The organism is Lactobacillus sp. UMNPBX4 (assembly GCF_002554115.1).
In the GTDB taxonomy this organism is placed as follows: domain Bacteria; phylum Bacillota; class Bacilli; order Lactobacillales; family Lactobacillaceae; genus Lactobacillus; species Lactobacillus gallinarum.
In genome coordinates this window covers 51712-70815 of sequence record NZ_PCZF01000002.1, presented here as the reverse complement: position 1 = coordinate 70815, position 19104 = coordinate 51712, and the positions used below count along the sequence as shown (strand labels likewise).

The following is a 19104-nucleotide window of genomic DNA, read 5'->3' as shown; positions in this document are numbered from 1 at the left end:
CACCTAAAACTTCCTAAAACGTTCATAGCGTCTTACTAATAGCTCTTCAGCAGATAAATTTTGCAGCTTATCTAATTCAGTTTGTAAAACTTGCTCAATATTTTGACATACTTGCAGATGGTCTGCTGGCTCGTCAATAATACCTTCAATTACCTTTTGCTGTAACAGATTCTTTGGTGTTAACCGCATCACTTCCGCAGCTTCTGCTGCTTTTTTAGCATCTTTCCATAAAATAGAAGCAAAACCTTCAGGAGACAAAACAGAATAAATACTATCTTCTAGCATCCACACTCCGTCACCACAGGCAAGAGCTAAAGCACCGCCTGATCCACCTTCACCATATATTATGGTAATAATTGGCGTTTTAGCTTGGCCAATACGCAAAAGATTTTGCGCAATTGCTTCACCTTGGCCATTTTCTTCTGCACTTTTACCTGGATAAGCACCCGCAGTATCTACAAATAAAAATACTGGTCGATGAAACTTAGCTGCATTTTCTACTAAGCGACAAGCTTTGCGATATCCGCTAGGCTCTGGTTGGCCAAAGTGCTTTTCTATTCGTTCATTTAGACTATGGCCGCGACTAGTAGTAATGACAGTTACCGGTTGACCATGAAACGTTGCTAATCCGCCAACAATTGCTGGATCATCACCACTTAAGCCATCACCATGCAATTCAAAGAAATCTGGAAAAAGGACTTTTCTTAATTCATGACCTGAGATATGTTTTTCATCCCTAGCTGCCTGAACAACTTCCATTGCTTTCTTAGTCATTTGCTTCACCACCAAACTTCAAAAGCCACTCGATTGTGCTTCTTTCATCTTGTCTTTTGACTATATGATCAATAAAGCCGTGTTTAAGCACATTCTCCGCATCCTGCAAATCAGGAGCAATCTCTTGGTGGATTGTTTGCTCAATTACACGTCGACCGGCAAAGCCAACCATTGCATGTGGTTCAGCTAGAGTTATGTCTGCTTCTGTCGCAAAACTGGCAGTTACTCCTCCAGTAGTTGGATCAGTTAAAACAGCAATATACAAAAGACCAGCTTGACTGTGCTTAGCAACGGCATTGGATACTTTAGCCATTTGCATTAATGATAAGATACCTTCTTGCATGCGGGCACCACCAGATGCAGTAAATAAAACAACAGGCAATCCTTTTTTTGTAGCTTTTTCAAATAAACGGGTAATTTTTTCACCAGTCATTTGACCTAATGAACCCATAATAAAGGTGGGATCCATGATGCCTAGTGCAAAGCTTTGACCGTCAATCTTAGCCTGTCCTGTCAAAACAGCTTCATTAAGGCCACTATTTTTCTTTGCTTTAGCTATCTTTTGATCATAATTGGGAAATTTGAGTGGATCTGAAGGCGAAATCTCGCTGTCCCATTCCTCAAAATCATCGACTAACCATTCAATTCGCTTTTTAGCGGGAATTCTAAAACCATAATCACAATTAGGGCAGGTCAAATATGAATCTAACTGATTAGCAAAAATTTCAGTATGACACTTCGGACATTTCTTAAGTATGCCATCAGGAACGCGATCATCGGCAACTTTATTCGCCTTCACATGCTTTTCAGTTAACGTATTTTTATGCGGAAACAGCTTGACCATGTGCACGCTCCTTCCATTTAGGTAAAAATTCCTTCTCTAAATAAGTATTAGTAAATTTGCTGCTCTTAAATCCGGGATCCTTTAAAATTGCTAAATGAAATTCTTGGTTTGTAGTAATTTCGCGAATAACCATTTCTTTTAACAACCGTTCCATTTTAGCAATTGCTTCTGTACGAGTTTGACCGAAAGCTACTACCTTGGCAATCATCGAATCATAGAATGGTGAAATCATGCCGCCTTGATAAAGTGCAGTATCGATTCGCATCCCTGGATTGCCAATTGGTAAATAAAGATAATCAATATTCCCTACTGAAGGCATAAAATTATTGGCCGGATCTTCCGCATTAATGCGGCATTCGATTGCATGTCCCTTTGCCTTTAAATCAGCTTGAGTAAAAGGCAACTCTTGACCTGCAGCAACCATAATCTGAGCTTTTACTAGATCAACACCCGTAACCATTTCAGTAACAGTGTGTTCAACCTGAATACGAGTATTCATTTCCATAAAATAAAAATGATGGTCTTGATCCATTAAAAACTCAATGGTACCAGTATTTACATAATCTGCTGCTTCTGCTGCTTTGACTGCAATTTCACCCAAATGCTTTCGTTCAGCAGGAGTAATTAACTCACAAGGACTCTCTTCAAGCACCTTTTGCTTATTTCTCTGCAATGAACAGTCTCGCTCCGGGAAGTACACAGTATGACCAAAACTATCCCTAAAAATTTGGACCTCAATATGCTTTACATTTTGCATAACTTTTTCCAAATACATGCGATCATCACCAAAATCATTTTTAGCTTCGCTTTGAGCAGAGGCTAATGCGGCAGCCATTTCTTCGGGTTTTGTAACCTGGCGAATGCCTTTACCGCCACCGCCAGCTGCTGCCTTTAACAAAACTGGATAGCCTATTTTTTCCGCAATTTGCTTAGCTTCATCAGCTGAAGTAATAAAACCAGTACTACCTGGAGTAACTGGTACACGGTGAGCAACCATAGTTTGACGTGCATGTTCCTTATTTCCCATGCGATCAATTGTTTCAGCTTTTGGTCCGATAAAAATCAAGCCGCAATCAGTGCACATCTGGGCAAACTCAGCACTTTCTGACAAAAAACCATAACCTGGATGAACTGCTTCCGCACCTGTCCCTACAGCTGCTGCTAAAATATTTTTAATATTCAAATATGAATCAGTAGGCTGCGGTCCTCCTACACAGACTGCTTCATCAGCAAGCTGTACATGCAAACTATCACGATCAGCAGTTGAGTAAATTGCGACAGTCTTAATATTCATCTCTTTTAGCGAACGAATAATGCGAACTGCAATTTCGCCTCGATTTGCTACTAAAACTTTTTTAAACATCAATTTCACCTAGCCAATCATAAATGTTAATTCTGCTTCTGCAATCTTGTGTCCATCTATAGTAGCAATGCCTTTACCTACACCAATATTTTTGCGAATCTTGGTTAATTCAGTTTTTAACACTACTTGATCACCTGGACGAGCCTCTCTCATAAAATCAGCTTTTTGAATACCACCAAAATATGCAGTCTTGCCCTGAAAATCTGGAGTGCTCAAAAGAGCTACCGCTCCAGTTTGAGCCATTGCTTCAACAATTAGTGGCGAGGGGAAAGCTGGATCACTTTTTGAAGAAGCTTGCACAAACTTTTCACTAAAACTCACATTATGAATCGCTGTAGCACTTTTTCCTTCTTCAAGATCAATTACACGATCTATCAAAAGCATCGGGTATCTGTGCGGAATAATTTTTTCTATAGCAGCAATGTCTAATTCTTTAGCCATTTTAATCTTCCTTTACTGAAATCAAGGGTTGATCGACTTCAACTAAATCTTCGTTCTCAACATTAATTGCTGTTACCGTTCCAGTTAAAGTACTCTTAATTTCTGTCATCATCTTCATGGCTTCAATGATGCAAACAGTTTGACCTTTTTCTACGTGATCACCCACCTTTACAAAGGCTGGTTGACCTGGTTTTGCTTGCAGATAAACAATACCCACAATTGGAGCCTTAACTGCCGCATCCTTAGCATCAGAAGTACTTTCCACTTCAGTATCTTCAGATTTAGCTAATGTTTTAGAAGCTGGTTCTTTATTTTCAACTACTGGAGCAGGTTTACTTTGCATCTTATTAATCTTGTTTTTACTCAAGTAAAGATGAAAATCACCCTCGTCAATTTTCAATTCTCTAGTATCAGAATCTTCAAACTGATCCATTAAACTTGAAATTGCTTGCAAATCCATTAATTTTCACTCCATTTTCTAAATGCTAATACAGCATTATGTCCTCCAAAGCCAAAGGAATTAGAAATCGCATATTCAGTAGAAAAGCTTTGATTATCTTGATTAATTAAATTAATTGAACACTCAGGATCTTGATTAAAACATCCCACATTCATTGGAAACTTATCTTTCATCAAACCTGCTACAGTAATTACGGCTTCAATTGCGCCAGCTGCACCTAACAAGTGTCCTGTCATGCCCTTAGTTGAAGAAACGCGCACGCTGCTATCTGATCCAAATACCTGATTAATAGCCTTGCTTTCTCCGCTATCATTAGCATGAGTTGCTGTACCATGTGCATTAATATAACCTATCTCATCCGGCGTAATCCCAGCTTCATCAATTGCCATTTGCATTGCACGAGCTGCGCCTTTACCATCTGGATCAGGTGATGTAATATGGTAGGCATCACTTGTTGTACCGTAGCCAACAATTTCTCCTAAAATCTTGGCACCACGCTTTTGTGCATGTTCCAAGCTTTCTAAAACCATTGCTCCACTGCCTTCGCCTAAGACAAAACCATTTCGATCTTGATCAAAAGGCAAAGAAGCACGGTCAGGATCTGTATTTTGTGATAAAGCAGTCAAAGCAGCAAAACCGGAGATTGCTGTTTCATTGACAGTCGCCTCACTACCACCAGTAATCATTGCTTGAGCTCGGCCTTCACGAATTTGGCGATAAGCTTCACCGATCGAATTAGTACCCGAAGCACAAGCAGTCACAATTGAGGTAGAAATATTTTGTGCATTAAAACGAATTGAAATATTTCCGGCTGCCATATTAGCAATAGCCATAGGGATAAAAAATGGAGAAACTCGACGTGGACCTTTATCATGCATGCGAATAACTTGTTGTTCAATTGTAGTTAATCCACCGATACCTGAACCAAAAATCACACCTAAATCTTCAGGCTTAGTATTTTCTTCATTGATTCCGGCCATCTTCACTGCTTCTGATGCAGTTTGTACTGCATATTGAGAATACAGATCCATTCGGCGAGCCTCTTTTTTACCAACGTATTCTTTAGGATCAAAGTCATCTATTTCGCCGGCAACCGTAATCCCAGTTTCACTCGCATCAAATTTACTAATCTTTTTAATGCCGATTTTACCTGCCAAACTATTGTTGACAAAGTTTTCATAGTCATTTCCATTAGGAGCGATGGCTCCCATTCCTGTAATTACGACTCTTTGCATTGAGATTTCTCCTACATTGTCATTCCACCATCAATCACGATAGTTTGACCCGTAATATAGTCATTTTGTGCCAAAAAAATAGCAGTCTCTGCCACTTCGTTAGCCTCACCTAGACGAGTTAATGGTATCTGCTCTAAAATATTCTTTTTTACTCTGTCTGATAATTCAGCGGTCATATCAGTATTAATCATTCCTGGTGCAATGGCGTTCACACGAATATTACGCATAGCTGCTTCACGTGCTGCTGCTTTGGTAAAACCGACTAGACCTGCCTTAGCTGCAGCATAATTAGCTTGTCCTGCATTGCCATGTAAGCCGACTATACTGGACATGTTGATAACCACGCCGCTACGCTCTTTATTCATCTTTTTAATAATTGCCTTAGTTAAAAAGAAAGGAACTCGCAGATCAAGATTAATAACTTGATCGAAATCTGCTTCACGCATCCCGATCAACATTTTATCGCGATTAATACCAGCGTTATTGATTAACACGTCAATTTTCCCATATAGATCCCATGCTTTTTTAGCAAACTCTTTTAAATCTGTTTGTGCTAAATCAGCAGATAAATACTGATATTCCGCGTTTTCACTATCTAGAATAGCCTTAAATTCGTCGCTCAGTTGTTCATGTCGTCCATTAATAATGACCTTTGCACCCGCCTTAGCGAACGCTAAAGCCATCGCTTGACCAATGCCACGGGTTGAACCAGTAATCAAAACTACTTTATTTTTTAATTCCATGTTCTTCCTCAATAAATTTTTGATAATCTGTCAAATTACCAATATGATAGTGTTCAAGTTTGCGGTCAACTTGTCGTGCAAAGCTGGATAAAGTTTTTCCTGGACCGATTTCAAGAGTAGCGTCAATTCCTACTTGATCTATCAAATATTGCACACAAGAACCAAAATGAGTTGGCACAGCTAATTGTCTTTCCATAATTTCAGCCCAGTCATCAGTAAATGGTTTAACCGTAGTATTAGAAATTACTGGGATTTTAACTTGAGCAAAAGAAACGTTAGCAAGTCGTTGATGCATTTTTTTGCTTGCCTCGTTAAATAAAGGCGTATGAAAAGCACCATTTACTTTTAATTCGACAGCTCGCTTTGCTGCTTCCTGATCATTAATTTCTTGCACAGCCTTTTTAACTGCTGACTCTTCCCCACCAATTACAATTTGCTTAGGTGAATTAAAATTAGAAAAATATACTTGTTGGTCAGTATTTTGCAATGCCGTCAAAATTGCATTTACTTTATCAACATCTGGCTTGATTAACGCAGCCATGCTACTAGAAACTTGATCAGCATCTTCTTGCATATATTTTGCACGATCACTAACTAAACTAATTCCCTCTTTTAAAGAAATCGCTTTGCTGGCAATCATTGCCCCATATTCGCCTAAAGATAAACCCACCATTCCAGCAGCATTAAAATCTGGCAAATCACGTTGCAACATCCGATAAATTCCGGCTTCAAAGGCAACTAAAGCTGGCTGAACATGAACTGTCTTTTTCAATTCATCATGCTCGCTCTTAAAATCAGCAACAATATCTTGACCGCTAGCTTCACTAGCAATTTCTACTGTTTCTTTAAAAAGCGGATCAGCTAAGAAATCAATTCCCATACCTGCCCTTTGAGCACCTTGACCGCTAAATAGTAAACCGAACTTCATTATTTTTGCTTGTCCATTTGATCCTTAACAAAATCAACTAATTGACTAATAGTTTGAATACTATCATCAGCGTCAAGTTCAATGTCATATTTATCTTCAAGTTCATTCAAGATTTCAAATAAATCTAAACTATCGGCATCTAAATCTTCTTTAATATTAGTGTCCATAGTGATCTTTTCAGGTTCAACATCTAATTCGTCTTGTGCAATTTCTTGAACATCTTTTAAAATTTCTTCTTTAGTCATTATTTTTACCTCTTATTTTCTAAAATTTAAATATTAGTGTGGCTACGGTTAATCCTCCGCCAAAACCACTCATGGCGACTAAATCGCCTTTCTTAATTACTTTATTAGCTACACATTCTGCTAAAAGAATTGCCTCACTGGCTGCAGCAGTATTGCCGTATTCAGCAATATTCATTGGGAACTTGCTTAGTGGTTGATCCAATTTTTTAGCGACTTGCTTAATTATTCGTTCATTAGCCTGATGCAATAAAAAATGATCTATTTCATCCAAATTAACATTAGCTTGTTGAGCGGCCAGTAAAATAGATTTAGGAACTTGATGCGTTGCGAAACGATATACTTCTCGACCGTCCATCTCAAAAGCAGACATTTTTCGATCATTTTCAAGCAAATCCTTTTTCGGCTTAGTATGACCAGCAGTTAACTTATTACACATATTTCCAAAAGTTTTTAAATCCTGGCATAATAAATGCTGATCATTGCTTACACTTAGTAATGCAGCTCCAGCACCATCGCCAAACAAAACGGCTGTCAAACGATCATGCCAATCAATCAACTTAGATAAAACTTCCGCACCTATTACAATCGCTTTGTGCCAGTGATTGCTAAGCAAAATGCTACGAGCTACAGAAATAGCATAAGAAAAGCCTGAACAAGCTGCAGACAAATCAAAGGCAACGGCATTTTTTGCTCCCAACATTCCTTGGACCATCGCCGCGGTACTCGGAGTCATATTATCAGGTGACATTGTCGCCACAATAATTAAGTCAATTTCGTCCGGAGAAAAGTTGCTTTTTTCTTGTAACTTCTCTACCGCACGAAATGCTAACGAAGAAGTATTTTCCTCTGTACTTATATGTCTTCGTCTGATTCCAGTCCGCTTACTAATCCATTCATCAGAAGTATCCATGAATGAAGCCAATTGATCATTTGTAACAACTCGTTCAGGCACTGCAAAACCAGTAGCTATAAACTCAACATCTTTCACGTTTTTCAATCCCATCTAGTGTGAATTGACGAATTTCTCCAAATTTTTAAAAGCGTGATAGATCGTTTGTAATTCATCATCATTTAAATTCTGCAAAAAGCTTTTAACCATCATGTTGTGATAAGCATGATAAGCACGGCATAATACTCGTCCTTTTTTGGTTAAAGCTAATCGAACTACTCTGCGATCTTTTTCATCACGAATTCTTTCTGCATATCCCTTACGGACAAGCCGATCGACTGTCGAAGTAACTGTAGCACGTGACAAGTGCAACTTATCGGCCACTTGCGAAACGGTTAGATGATCATACATCGTAATCGCATCGATTGCATGTAACTCTTTAACAGTTAAATCTTTGAACTGACTCTTTTTAAGTTCTTCTTCTTCAATGCGATTAATACCGTAATAAGTGTTGTAAAGCGCATCATTTATCTCTTGATATAAGTGTTTCATAATCTAGTTCCTTTATCGTTTATATTCAACTTAAATTATAAAACAAAATCATTTAAATTATTTAAGAGAAAGAAAGTTCTGCACTACAAACAAGCTTATCTTGGATATATGCTTCAGTTTTAAAAATAAATTCGTCTTTAAGCTTACGTTTAACTTTAATTGTTAACTGATCTCCTGGCTTAACCATTTCTCTAAAACGAGCTTTTTTAATTTGACTCAGTTTCAAAGCAGATCGATCATTATCAAGCAATACTTCACATCCCTGCGCTAACGCTTCAACGATCAATACTCCTGGCATCACCGGATTACCCGGAAAGTGCCCTTGAAAAAATTCTTCATTCATCGTTACATTCGTCAATGCAGTTAATTCATTCGAATTTTTTTCAAGAACACAATCTACTAAACTAAGCGGCTCACTACGTCCAGTTAGCCGTTTTATTTCTACGGCATTCAAGATCATTTAGTTCACCTCTTTATTTTGCTTATCAAATAGTTTGATATTCAAATTATTTGATAAGCAAATCATATTACTTTCATTTAAAATGTCAATAGTTCAATTTCGTATAGAAAATCTTGAAATTGCTTTATTTAAACAATGAAAGCCGTTAAATTTATTTTTATTTTTTCTCAAAAAACAAAAAAGCCTTCCAATCGGAAAGCTTTTAAAGTCAAATATTCAAATTATTTTTATTCTTCAGGATCTGCATCTGAGTGGAACGTCATACTAAAACCGGCTTGAAATTCTTTATTAGGTTCCAAATGATTCATGCCATATTTATGTTCTAATTGACCATCTGCATCATCTCTGTCAGCAATTCCCCACCATGGCTCAATACATACATAATCCGCTGTCTTAGGATATTGTGACCAAATACCAACAAATGGTGCATTTCTGGTCCAAACATTAATATGGAATTTACTCTTGTCAGTTCTAAGTGATACTTTATTATCGTGTCCATGTAATTCATAAATTAAAGCATCATTCTTAAATAATTCATCACTCAAAGAAATAAAACTATCAGTTGAAGCTAATGAGCGGTTATTCCAATCAAGGAATGCGTTCTTTAAAGGAATTTTCACACGAGCTACAGATGGATGCATATCGAAGAAGTAATCTTCCTTCTTTTCATCATCTTTTATTGGCAAGTCAAATCCTGGATGTCCGCCAACACCAAAGATCATAGTGTCATCAGATTTATTTAAAACGCTAAAGTTTTCTTCAAGTAAATTATTCATCAAATTATAATTTACTCTAAATTCAAATTTGAAAGGATAAACCTTATGGGTTTCTTCGTTATCTTTTAACAAGAATGTGATACTTTCTTGAGTATGATTTTCAACCTCAAACTTAGAATCTCTTGCAAAACCATGTTGTCCTAAATGGTAAGTCTTACCCTTATAAGTATATTCGTCATTCTTCAGTCTACCTACAATTGGGAAAAGAACCGGTGCATGTCTTCCCCAAACTTTAGGATCAGCTTGCCACATAAATTCTTCACCAGTATGAACACTTTTAACACTTTGAATCTCAGCACCTTGATCTGAGATTACAACTTTAATCATATTATTTTCAATAGTATAATCCATAACTTAATTTGTCCTTACTTAGCTTATTTAATAATATCAAAAATATAATGTAATCGCTTTGATTACTTATATTTTAACATTAATCATTAAACAAAACAGATGCTTTTAACAAAAAACAGCTGGATAATCAGCTGTTACTTAATTTATAAATTATAAAATGAACTTAGTTAAGTCCTTGTTCATGATAATGTCATGTAATTTTTCTTCAACGTATGCTTCAGTAATGGTAATTTCGCCCATTTCCATATCAGGACCTTCATAGAGAACATCTTCAAGTAATTTTTCAAGAATAGTAGAAAGACGTCTGGCACCAATATTGTCTGTCCCCTGGTTAACATCAAAGGCAATTTGAGCAATCTTATCAACTGCTTCTTGAGTAAAGATTAACTTAATACCATCAGCCTTCATTAAAGCAATATATTGCTTAAGCAATGAATTTTGTGGATCCTTTAAAATCTTGACAAAGTCTTCCTTAGTCAATGCATTAAGTTCTACTCTAATTGGAAAACGACCTTGCAATTCCGGAATCAAATCACTTGGCTTGCTTTCTGCAAAGGCACCAGCAGCAATAAATAAAATATGATCAGTTGAAACAGGACCATACTTAGTATTTACGGTTGAACCTTCAACGATTGGCAAAATATCTCTTTGTACACCTTCACGAGAAACTTCACCAGAATTACGCTTGTTACCAGCAATAATTTTGTCAATTTCATCGATAAAGATAATACCATTATTTTGGCTTCTCTCAATAGCGCGTTGATAAATAGTATCATAATCTACCATCTTACGTGATTCTTCTTGAATCAAGACTTCACGTGCGTCACGAACAGATAAAGTACGCTTAACCTTCTTCTTTGGCATAATGTCATTAAGCATGGAACCCATGTCCATTCCCATTTGTCCCATCATGTCACTCATTGGATTAGCTTTAGGAGCTTGTTCAACTTCAATGGTTACTTCACGATCTTCAAGCAAACCTTTATTTAGCTTTTCAGCAACATCCATCCGCTGATTTCTAACTTCATCAGTTACTTCTTCTTGATCGCCATTTTGATTATTTGGATTTGCACCGCCCATTAGCATAGACATCATGTCTTGCATTTGTTGCATTTGGTTTCCACGCTTTTCACGCTTAACACCAGGAGCAAGCAAACGAACCAATTGCTTGTTAGCTTCTTTAGTAGCTTGAGGCTTTACACGCGCAAATTGATCCTTTTCTTCCATACGTACAGCTTCGCCTACTAAATCACGGACCATTGATTCAACATCACGACCAACGTAACCTACTTCAGTAAATTTAGTAGCTTCTACCTTAACAAATGGTGCTTCTACAATTGAAGCTAAACGACGAGCAATTTCAGTTTTACCAACACCTGTAGGACCTGCCATTAGCAAGTTTTTAGGTGTAATTTCATGTTGCATTTGCTTAGACAATTGCATTCTACGATAACGGTTATAAAGAGCAATTGCAACTGACTTTTTAGCTTCATCTTGACCGATAATATATTCGTTTAAGATCTTAACTATTTCTTTTGGTGTTTTAATAGCCATACTTTACTCCTTAAATTTCATCGGTAACAATATGATCATCAGTAAAGACATCGATTCCTGAGGCAATTTTTACAGCTTCATGAGCGATTTCATCAGCTTGCATATCATTTGCATGACGTGTCATTGCAATAGCTGCTGCTTGTGCAAAGTTACCTCCTGAACCAATTGCCACAACGTTTTCATCTGGTTCAAGAACTTCACCATTACCTGAAATTAGTAACAAATCTTTATCATTAAATGCGATTAACATTGCGTTTAATTTTTGCAAAGTTGGATCCTTACGCCATGCTTGAGCCATTTCTACGGCTGCACGACGAAGATCACCACTATATGCTTCAAGCTTGCCTTCAAGCATATCTTGCAAGCTAACAGCGTCAGCAACACCACCGGCAAAACCAATAATTACACGATCATGGTAAATACGACGAATCTTACGTGCAGTTGCCTTAGCGATTACCTTTTCACCTAAAGTAACTTGTCCATCACCTGCAATTGCAGTTTTTCCATTAAATCTTACTGAACAAATTGTTGTCATATTAAACCTCAACTTTCTTTATTACGAGGGAAGTATTTTTCATAATCTGATTTTAAATGCGCCATTGTAACATGCGTATAAATCTGGGTAGCAGATAAACTACTGTGTCCTAATAGTTCTTGGACGCTGCGTAAATCCGCCCCATTATTAAGCATAGCGGTTGCAAAAGTATGACGCAACTCATGAGGGTGAACTTTTCCACTTATTCCAGCCTGATTAAAAGTTTTTTGCATCACATATTCAATTCCGCGTTTGCTCAAAGGCTTGCCTAAATTACTTAAAAAAACATGCTGTTCAGCATCATTTTTTAATAAATTAGGTCGTGCATCTTCAAGATACTTAACTAGCGATTTTTTTGTATGATCATCAAAAGCAACGTAACGATCTTTATTTCCTTTACCATGGACCAAAATCGTTTGTAAATTAAGATCTATTTGATGCAAGGTTAAATTGCTAACTTCACTTACACGCATCCCCGTAGCGTAAAACAGTTCAAATAATGCCAAATTACGCACTGTCAAAGGCTGATTACCTTTCAGTGAGTCAAATACCTGCTTCAGCTCGTTCTCGTAAAAAAATTCTGGTAATTTTTTCTCCCCACGTCTTAGGGCAATTCCCTGTGTGGGATCAATCTGGATAAATTTTCTTCGCGTCAAAAAGCGGAAAAATGAATGTAAACTCGACATTTGTCGCGCTTGACTGCTACGTGCTAATTTACGATCAGCTAAATTTTGTAAATAAATCTGAATATCACGTTCTTGCACATTCTTCCAGCCATCAAAGCCACCATTATTTTGCCAAAATTTTTTAGCTTCTAACAAGTCGGTTTGATAAGAAGAAATAGTTAAATCGCTATAATGTCGCTCATTTTGCAAATAAGAAATAAAATGAGTTAATTCATCTTGTTTTTCTGACATTAATCTAAAACTTCCGCTTTAAATTTATCTATGCTTTCGATACCACGTTCACTAATTTTTTCGTGACGTTCACGCTTTTTACGGATCTTCTTACCTTCCCAGGCAGGTAAAAGCGCAAAACTAGCATTCATTGGTTGAAAATGCTTGGCACTAGTAGTAGTAACATAATTTGCCATTGACCCTAATGCAGTGTCTTTAGGAAAGGCAATTGGCTCCTCACCTAAAGCTTCACGTGCAGCGTTAATTCCGGCTACTAAGCCACTTCCTGCACTTTCAACGTAGCCTTCAACACCTGTCATCTGTCCTGCAAAGAACAATCCAGGACGCTTCTTAGCTTCGTAACTAGCAGTCAACACGTCTGGAGAAGCCATATAAGTATTTCTGTGCATCTTGCCGTAACGAACAAAACGAGCATTTTCAAGTCCAGGAATCATAGAAAAGACCCTCTTTTGTTCACCATACTTCAAGTGAGTTTGGAAACCAACGATGTTATACATTGAAGCAGCAGCATTATCTTGACGAAGTTGGACTACTGCATATGGTGTTTCACCGGTATGAGGATCTTCCAGACCTACTGGTTTAAGCGGTCCGAACAACATCGTCTTAGCACCTCGAGCGGCCATAACTTCAATTGGCATACAACCTTCAAAAACATCATTCTTTTCAAAACCATGTAATTGAGCAGTTTCTGCTTTAATTAATTCACGAGTGAAGTTTTCATATTGTTCCTTGTTCATTGGACAATTTAAGTAAGCAGCTTCTCCGCGGTCGTAGCGTGATTTTTTATAAACAATATTCATATCAATTGAATCCGCAGCTACAATTGGAGCAGCGGCATCAAAGAAATGCAGACTATCTGTACCAGAAAACTTCTGAATTTGCTCAGCCAATGCGTCACTGGTTAAAGGACCAGTGGCAATAATAGTGATGCCTTCTGCCGGAATTTCAGTAATTTCTTCCTCATGAACTGTGACATTATCTAAGCCACGCAAAGTATCAGTTACGTATTTACTAAAACTGTCACGATCCACTGCTAATGCTCCACCAGCAGGAACTTGGGTCTTATCAGCGGCTTTCATAATCAATGAATCAAGATGACGCATTTCTTCTTTTAAAAGTCCTACTGCATTAGACAACTGATTAGAACGCATGGAGTTTGTGCAGACTAATTCCGCAAATTCGCCGGTTTCATGTGCAGGCGTCTCTTTTTGAGGACGCATTTCGTACAGGTCAACGTGAATTCCACGCTTAGCTAATTGCCAGGTTGCTTCACTTCCAGCAAGACCTGCTCCGATTACAGTTACATTTTTGGGCATTAAATCACCTTATTCTTAATCTTATTTATCTTCATTTTCTTGTGGTTCCTCACGGTAATCACCATTTGGACACAAGATAACTGGTCCTTTCTTCGAATGCTTTTCTACTAAGAAATGACCATCGTTAGGGCAGTTCCTGCCAATTGGTTTGTCCCATGATACAAAATCACATTCTGGATAACGTGAACAGCCATAGAATTTGCGATTTCTACGTGATTTCTTTTCTACCACTTCACCTTTACCACACTTAGGACAAACCACACCAATCTTCTTCACAATTGGTTTAGTATTACGACAATCTGGGAAACGTGAACATGCATAGAACTTGCCATAACGTCCCATCTTAATTACCATCGGTGCACCACAGATATCGCAGTTAAATCCAGCTGGTTCGTCTTTAATTTGTACCTTTTGAATTTCGCTATCTGCTTTGTTCAATTCCTTCTTAAATGGTTGGTAATATTCGTCAACTACACTTACCCATTGCTTTTTACCATCTTCGACTTCATCTAATTCATTCTCAAGATGAGCAGTATAGTCTACATTAGCAATGTCTGGGAAAAATTCTTCAACTAATGTATCAACAATTTCACCTAATTCAGTTGGAACAATTGAACGACCATCTAACTTGACGTAATAGCGACGTTGAATGGTATCAATTGTAGGTGCATAAGTTGATGGACGTCCAACACCATTTTCTTCTAGAGCGTGAACCAAGCTAGCTTCAGTATAACGAGCAGGGGGTAAAGTAAAGTGCTGCTTGTTATCTGACTTGGTCATTTTAACTTGATCGCCTTCTTGCAAGTCTGGCAATTCAACATTCTTTTCTTGCTGATTATCATAAACTTTAGTAAAACCAGCAAATTTCATTTTTGAACCAGTAGTTCTAAAAATTACGCCATTTTGCACAATATCTGCTCTAACAGTGTCATAAACAGCAGGAGTCATTTCACTAGCTAAGAAACGTGACCAGATTAGTTTATACAAACGGTATTGCTCTTTAGTTAAAACATCCTTTAATGATTCAGGAGTTCTATATACGCTAGTTGGACGAATTGCTTCGTGGGCATCTTGAGCATCTTCCTGATTCTTAAAATGTCTTTGACTCTTAGCAGCAAATTCTGCTCCATAATTTTCATGCAAGAACTTTGAAGCTTCTTGTTGAGCAACTGGAGAAGTTCGTTTAGAGTCAGTTCTCATATAGGTGATTAAACCGACAGTGCCCTGCTTGCCTAGACTAATTCCTTCATATAATTGCTGTGCAATGCTCATAGTTCTACGAGTTCTATAGCCTAAGCGTTTATTAGCTTCTTGTTGCATAGTTGAAGTAGTAAATGGTGCAGCAGGCTGTCTGCGACGTTGACGAGAAACAACTTTTTCAACAACAAAGTCTTTCTTCTTATCAATCTTTGCTAAAACTTCTTTAACTGCATCAATATTTGGCAATTCTGTCTTCTTGCCATCAACACCATAAAAAGCAGACTTAAACTTTTCTTTGTCTTTTGCAAACTCGGCATCAATTGTCCAGTATTCCTTAGGCTTGAAGTTCTTAATCTCTTTTTCACGATCAATAACTAGCTTCAAAGCAACAGATTGAACACGACCAGCACTCAAACCTTTTTTCACTTTAGCCCATAAAATTGGGGAAAGTGAGTAACCTACGATTCGGTCAAGAACACGACGAGCTTGTTGAGCATCAACAGTATCCATATCGATTGTTCGTGGATGCTTAAAACTTTCTTTAACCGCATCTTTGGTAACTTCGTTAAAAGTTACTCGGTTTTTGGCATTCTCATCTAAATTAAGAGCATGCGCAACGTGCCAAGCAATAGCTTCCCCTTCACGATCGGGGTCGGATGCCAAGTAGACTTCTTTAGCTTTTTTAGCTTCGCTTTTAAGTTCTTTAATTGTGTCACCTTTGCCACGAATGGAAATATACTTTGGCTTATAGTTATCTTCAAAGTCAATCCCCATTTGAGACTTAGGTAAATCACGAATATGGCCTTTTGAGGCAATAACGTGATAATTTCTACCCAAATATTTTTCAATAGTTTTAGCCTTTGCAGGAGATTCCACAATGACTAAAGTTTTTTTACGTTTTTTAGTTTTTGATTTACTTTTTGCTTTAGTAGGCATTAAATGCCTCCTTATTTAAATATTTTTTTTACTTTATACAGTCCAAAGATAAATAATACTTTGTTAATTGTCAAATCTTTTCGTTTTTGAATTTAAAATCAACAATTGGTGTAGCGCCCGCTTCAATCAACTGATTAGGACCTGCCGACAACTTACTAGTAATTGGACCAGGGACTGCATAAATATCTCTATTTTCTTGTAATCCTAAGCTCGCAGTAATTAGTGAACCAGACTTTTCTTTAGCCTCTGTAACAATGATACTTTCACTCAAACCAGCAAGAATCCTGTTACGCTCGGGAAATCTATAGGGCCTCGGCGGCGTATCTGGCAGGTATTCACTAATAATTAAACCATTATTTTTTATTTGCTCTTGCAAGGAATAATTTTCTGTAGGATAAGAATGGTTCAAGCCATTGCCAACTACGGCAATAGTACGACCTTCATTTTTTAAAGTGGCTTCATGTGCCAAGGCATCTACTCCCCTAGCTAAACCACTAGCAATTACTTTATTTTGATCAAGCAAATTTGGAACTAATCGATTAATTACATCCCTACTGTAGCGTGTCGGATAACGCGAACCAACAATCGTTACGATATCCTTCTTTAATAAAGACAAATTTCCCTGTGCAAATAAAATTAAAGGCGGACGATAAATCTGCCGGAGTTTTTCAGGATACTCTTCATCAAAGAAACTAATTACAATACATTGCCGCTCAATTTGGCTAGTCAGTTTGGCTAATTTATCATCATTAAAAGCCAATTGACATGCATTTATCAATTTTTCTGATAAATCCATCTCGTTTAAATCATCAATTTCAATTTCTAATCCCGGCTTCATTTGATTGGTAATCGTTAATAATTTTACGTAGCCGACACCCTTTTGCAATTTTAGTCTTAATAAAAATTCTTTCTTTTTCATAAAAAGCCTCCACTATTTATTACGCAAAAAAAGAGGCTTTTTTCTTTTAAAATCGAATTTTATTTAAAAAAATCACTTACAGGAGCAAAAGTCTTACGGTGAATCGGAGTTGGACCATATTTCTTTAACGCTTCAACATGTTCCTTAGTGCCATAACCCGCATTTCTAGGAAAACCATATTGTGGATAAATTTTATCATAATCATCCATCAATTTATCCCGAAATACCTTAGCAACAATAGACGCAGCTGCAATAGAATTGGATTTAGCATCCCCCTTGATCAACTCAATTTGGGGTATATCTATTGGTACATTCATAGCATCAACCAAGAGTGCATCAGGTTTTACATCAAGAGCTTTTACTGCTTGAGCCATCGCCTGACGGTCTGCTTCATAGATATTAATCTGATCAATTACAGCGGCACTTTTGACGCCAATTCCGACGCTGACAGCTTCTGACAAAATCTTAGGATAAAGTTGCAGTCTTTTTTCAGGGCTTAATTTTTTAGAATCATTCACTTCTAATAAATCAAAATTATGATCAATAATCACAGCAGCTGTGACTACTGGCCCAGCCAAAGGTCCACGACCAACTTCATCAACGCCAGCGACTAATTCTCCTTTTTGCCAAAATTGTTTTTCATATGAAAAGCGTTCTAAAAAAGCTTCTTTCTTTGCTAATAACTTAGCTTGCTTTTTTCGATAACTAACTATTAATTTCTGTACGCCCACCCGAGGATCTTTTTCTAATTCCGCTAATTGAGCCTCAGTTACATCATTTGATGATAATAATTCTTTTACTTCTTTAATCGTCATTGCTTGGCCTATCTAACGTAATTCTTCCAATTGCGCCCTTACGTAATCGCTGCAACATAAATAGTGAAAATCTATCATAATCATCACGCATACCATATTTTTCAGTCATTGCTAAAAGAATATCCGGATCTGACAAATTCTCAATATCTGCACTATTTAACTTAGAAAACTTAGTCAAATCTTTCAAATAGTGCTGGCGTAAATTCTCAAGTACATATAAAGCCACATCATCAGCATGAAATACGCTATCCTTAATTGCACCAAAGGCAGCCAACTTATAACCAACTTCTTGGTCTGAAAACTTAGGCCATAAGATACCCGGTGTATCCAAAACTTGAATATTACTACTGGTCTTTAGCCATCTTTGGCCTTTCGTAACGCCTGGCTTATTACCTACTTCAGCCACATTGCGTCCTACTAAGCGATTAATGATGGTCGATTTGCCGCAGTTAGGAATACCTGCAAGAGCTATTCTAATCGTAGGATTTGAGGCACCTCTAGCTTCCAGTTTTTTAGTCTTTTCTGCAGCAGCTTTTTTAACCATTGAGATTAACTTTTGCATATTGGTATTATGCAGTGAATCAATAGCCAAGACATATTTACCTGGTCCACTTAATTTAGTGGCCCACTTTTTAGTTAAAGCAGGATCAGCTAAATCTGCTTTATTCAAAATAATAATATGAGGCTTATTGCCTACTAATTCTTCTATCATTGGATTTCTTGATGATTCGGGAATTCTAGCATCAAGAACTTCAACTAAAACATCGATCAAGCCTAATTTGTCTTCGAGCTGATTTCGAGCCTTATTCATGTGACCTGGATACCATTGAATTGTTGCCATATTATCTCTT

General features: G+C 37.3%; 21 protein-coding genes. All 21 read right to left on the bottom strand.

What is annotated here, in order from left to right; all coding sequences use genetic code 11:
- Nucleotides 1-3: 3 nt before the first annotated feature.
- The 21 genes from accA to ylqF all read right to left on the bottom strand — a co-directional run bounded on the left by accA (nt 4) and on the right by ylqF (nt 19094).
- Entirely contained in the window at nt 4-774 is a 771-nt protein-coding gene (accA, locus tag CP355_RS00905; protein ID WP_098043687.1) for a carboxyltransferase subunit alpha, read from the bottom strand.
- The gene (locus CP355_RS00900) at nt 767-1618 is read right to left on the bottom strand and encodes an acetyl-CoA carboxylase carboxyltransferase subunit beta (RefSeq protein ID WP_087235563.1); all 852 of its coding nucleotides are present in this window, start codon (nt 1616-1618) and stop codon (nt 767-769) included. The genes accA and CP355_RS00900 overlap by 8 nt, the downstream gene beginning before the upstream one ends.
- Nucleotides 1596-2981, bottom strand: coding sequence for an acetyl-CoA carboxylase biotin carboxylase subunit (gene accC / locus CP355_RS00895; protein ID WP_098043686.1), 1386 nt, complete (start codon nt 2979-2981; stop codon nt 1596-1598). The genes CP355_RS00900 and accC overlap by 23 nt, the downstream gene beginning before the upstream one ends.
- Before the next feature lie 9 nt (nt 2982-2990).
- Complete coding sequence (gene fabZ / locus CP355_RS00890) at nt 2991-3422, bottom strand: 3-hydroxyacyl-ACP dehydratase FabZ (RefSeq protein WP_098043685.1); 432 nt, start codon at nt 3420-3422, stop codon at nt 2991-2993.
- 1 nt (nt 3423) lies between these two features.
- A complete protein-coding gene (accB, locus tag CP355_RS00885; protein ID WP_098043684.1) occupies nt 3424-3882 on the bottom strand; it encodes an acetyl-CoA carboxylase biotin carboxyl carrier protein in 459 nt (152 codons plus the stop codon).
- Nucleotides 3882-5117 carry a beta-ketoacyl-ACP synthase II gene (gene fabF / locus CP355_RS00880; protein ID WP_098043683.1) on the bottom strand — a complete coding sequence of 412 codons (1236 nt, stop codon included), beginning with the start codon at nt 5115-5117 and terminating at the stop codon, nt 3882-3884. Before fabF ends, accB begins: the two co-directional genes overlap by 1 nt.
- Before the next feature lie 11 nt (nt 5118-5128).
- The gene (locus tag CP355_RS00875) at nt 5129-5860 is read right to left on the bottom strand and encodes a 3-oxoacyl-ACP reductase family protein (RefSeq protein ID WP_098043682.1); all 732 of its coding nucleotides are present in this window, start codon (nt 5858-5860) and stop codon (nt 5129-5131) included.
- A complete protein-coding gene (locus CP355_RS00870) occupies nt 5844-6788 on the bottom strand; it encodes an ACP S-malonyltransferase (RefSeq protein ID WP_098043681.1) in 945 nt (314 codons plus the stop codon). Before CP355_RS00870 ends, CP355_RS00875 begins: the two co-directional genes overlap by 17 nt.
- Entirely contained in the window at nt 6788-7033 is a 246-nt protein-coding gene (locus CP355_RS00865) for an acyl carrier protein (RefSeq protein WP_087176170.1), read from the bottom strand. The genes CP355_RS00870 and CP355_RS00865 overlap by 1 nt, the downstream gene beginning before the upstream one ends.
- A gap of 19 nt (nt 7034-7052) precedes the next feature.
- Nucleotides 7053-8021 (bottom strand): beta-ketoacyl-ACP synthase III, encoded by a 969-nt coding sequence (locus CP355_RS00860; RefSeq protein WP_098043696.1) that lies wholly within the window; start codon nt 8019-8021, stop codon nt 7053-7055.
- 15 nt (nt 8022-8036) lie between these two features.
- Complete coding sequence (locus CP355_RS00855; RefSeq protein WP_087176172.1) at nt 8037-8474, bottom strand: MarR family winged helix-turn-helix transcriptional regulator; 438 nt, start codon at nt 8472-8474, stop codon at nt 8037-8039.
- Between the two features lie 61 nt (nt 8475-8535).
- The gene (fabZ, locus tag CP355_RS00850) at nt 8536-8934 is read right to left on the bottom strand and encodes a 3-hydroxyacyl-ACP dehydratase FabZ (protein WP_098043680.1); all 399 of its coding nucleotides are present in this window, start codon (nt 8932-8934) and stop codon (nt 8536-8538) included.
- 227 nt (nt 8935-9161) lie between these two features.
- Nucleotides 9162-10061: an aldose 1-epimerase family protein gene (locus CP355_RS00845; protein WP_098043679.1), complete on the bottom strand. Its 900-nt coding sequence runs from the start codon at nt 10059-10061 to the stop codon at nt 9162-9164.
- A gap of 150 nt (nt 10062-10211) precedes the next feature.
- Nucleotides 10212-11615 (bottom strand): ATP-dependent protease ATPase subunit HslU, encoded by a 1404-nt coding sequence (gene hslU, locus CP355_RS00840; protein ID WP_098043678.1) that lies wholly within the window; start codon nt 11613-11615, stop codon nt 10212-10214.
- Between the two features lie 10 nt (nt 11616-11625).
- Nucleotides 11626-12150 (bottom strand): HslVU peptidase proteolytic subunit, encoded by a 525-nt coding sequence (gene hslV / locus CP355_RS00835; RefSeq protein ID WP_014918884.1) that lies wholly within the window; start codon nt 12148-12150, stop codon nt 11626-11628.
- Between the two features lie 8 nt (nt 12151-12158).
- Nucleotides 12159-13067 (bottom strand): site-specific tyrosine recombinase/integron integrase, encoded by a 909-nt coding sequence (gene xerA, locus CP355_RS00830; protein ID WP_098043677.1) that lies wholly within the window; start codon nt 13065-13067, stop codon nt 12159-12161.
- The gene (gene trmFO / locus CP355_RS00825) at nt 13067-14383 is read right to left on the bottom strand and encodes a methylenetetrahydrofolate--tRNA-(uracil(54)-C(5))-methyltransferase (FADH(2)-oxidizing) TrmFO (RefSeq protein WP_025005758.1); all 1317 of its coding nucleotides are present in this window, start codon (nt 14381-14383) and stop codon (nt 13067-13069) included. Before trmFO ends, xerA begins: the two co-directional genes overlap by 1 nt.
- Nucleotides 14384-14404: 21 nt before the next feature.
- Entirely contained in the window at nt 14405-16519 is a 2115-nt protein-coding gene (gene topA, locus CP355_RS00820; RefSeq protein WP_087176177.1) for a type I DNA topoisomerase, read from the bottom strand.
- 70 nt (nt 16520-16589) lie between these two features.
- Complete coding sequence (gene dprA, locus CP355_RS00815; protein WP_025005756.1) at nt 16590-17438, bottom strand: DNA-processing protein DprA; 849 nt, start codon at nt 17436-17438, stop codon at nt 16590-16592.
- A 59-nt stretch (nt 17439-17497) separates the two neighbouring features.
- A complete protein-coding gene (locus tag CP355_RS00810; RefSeq protein WP_025005755.1) occupies nt 17498-18253 on the bottom strand; it encodes a ribonuclease HII in 756 nt (251 codons plus the stop codon).
- Nucleotides 18243-19094, bottom strand: coding sequence for a ribosome biogenesis GTPase YlqF (ylqF, locus tag CP355_RS00805; protein ID WP_056945444.1), 852 nt, complete (start codon nt 19092-19094; stop codon nt 18243-18245). The genes CP355_RS00810 and ylqF overlap by 11 nt, the downstream gene beginning before the upstream one ends.
- Nucleotides 19095-19104: the final 10 nt, after the last annotated feature.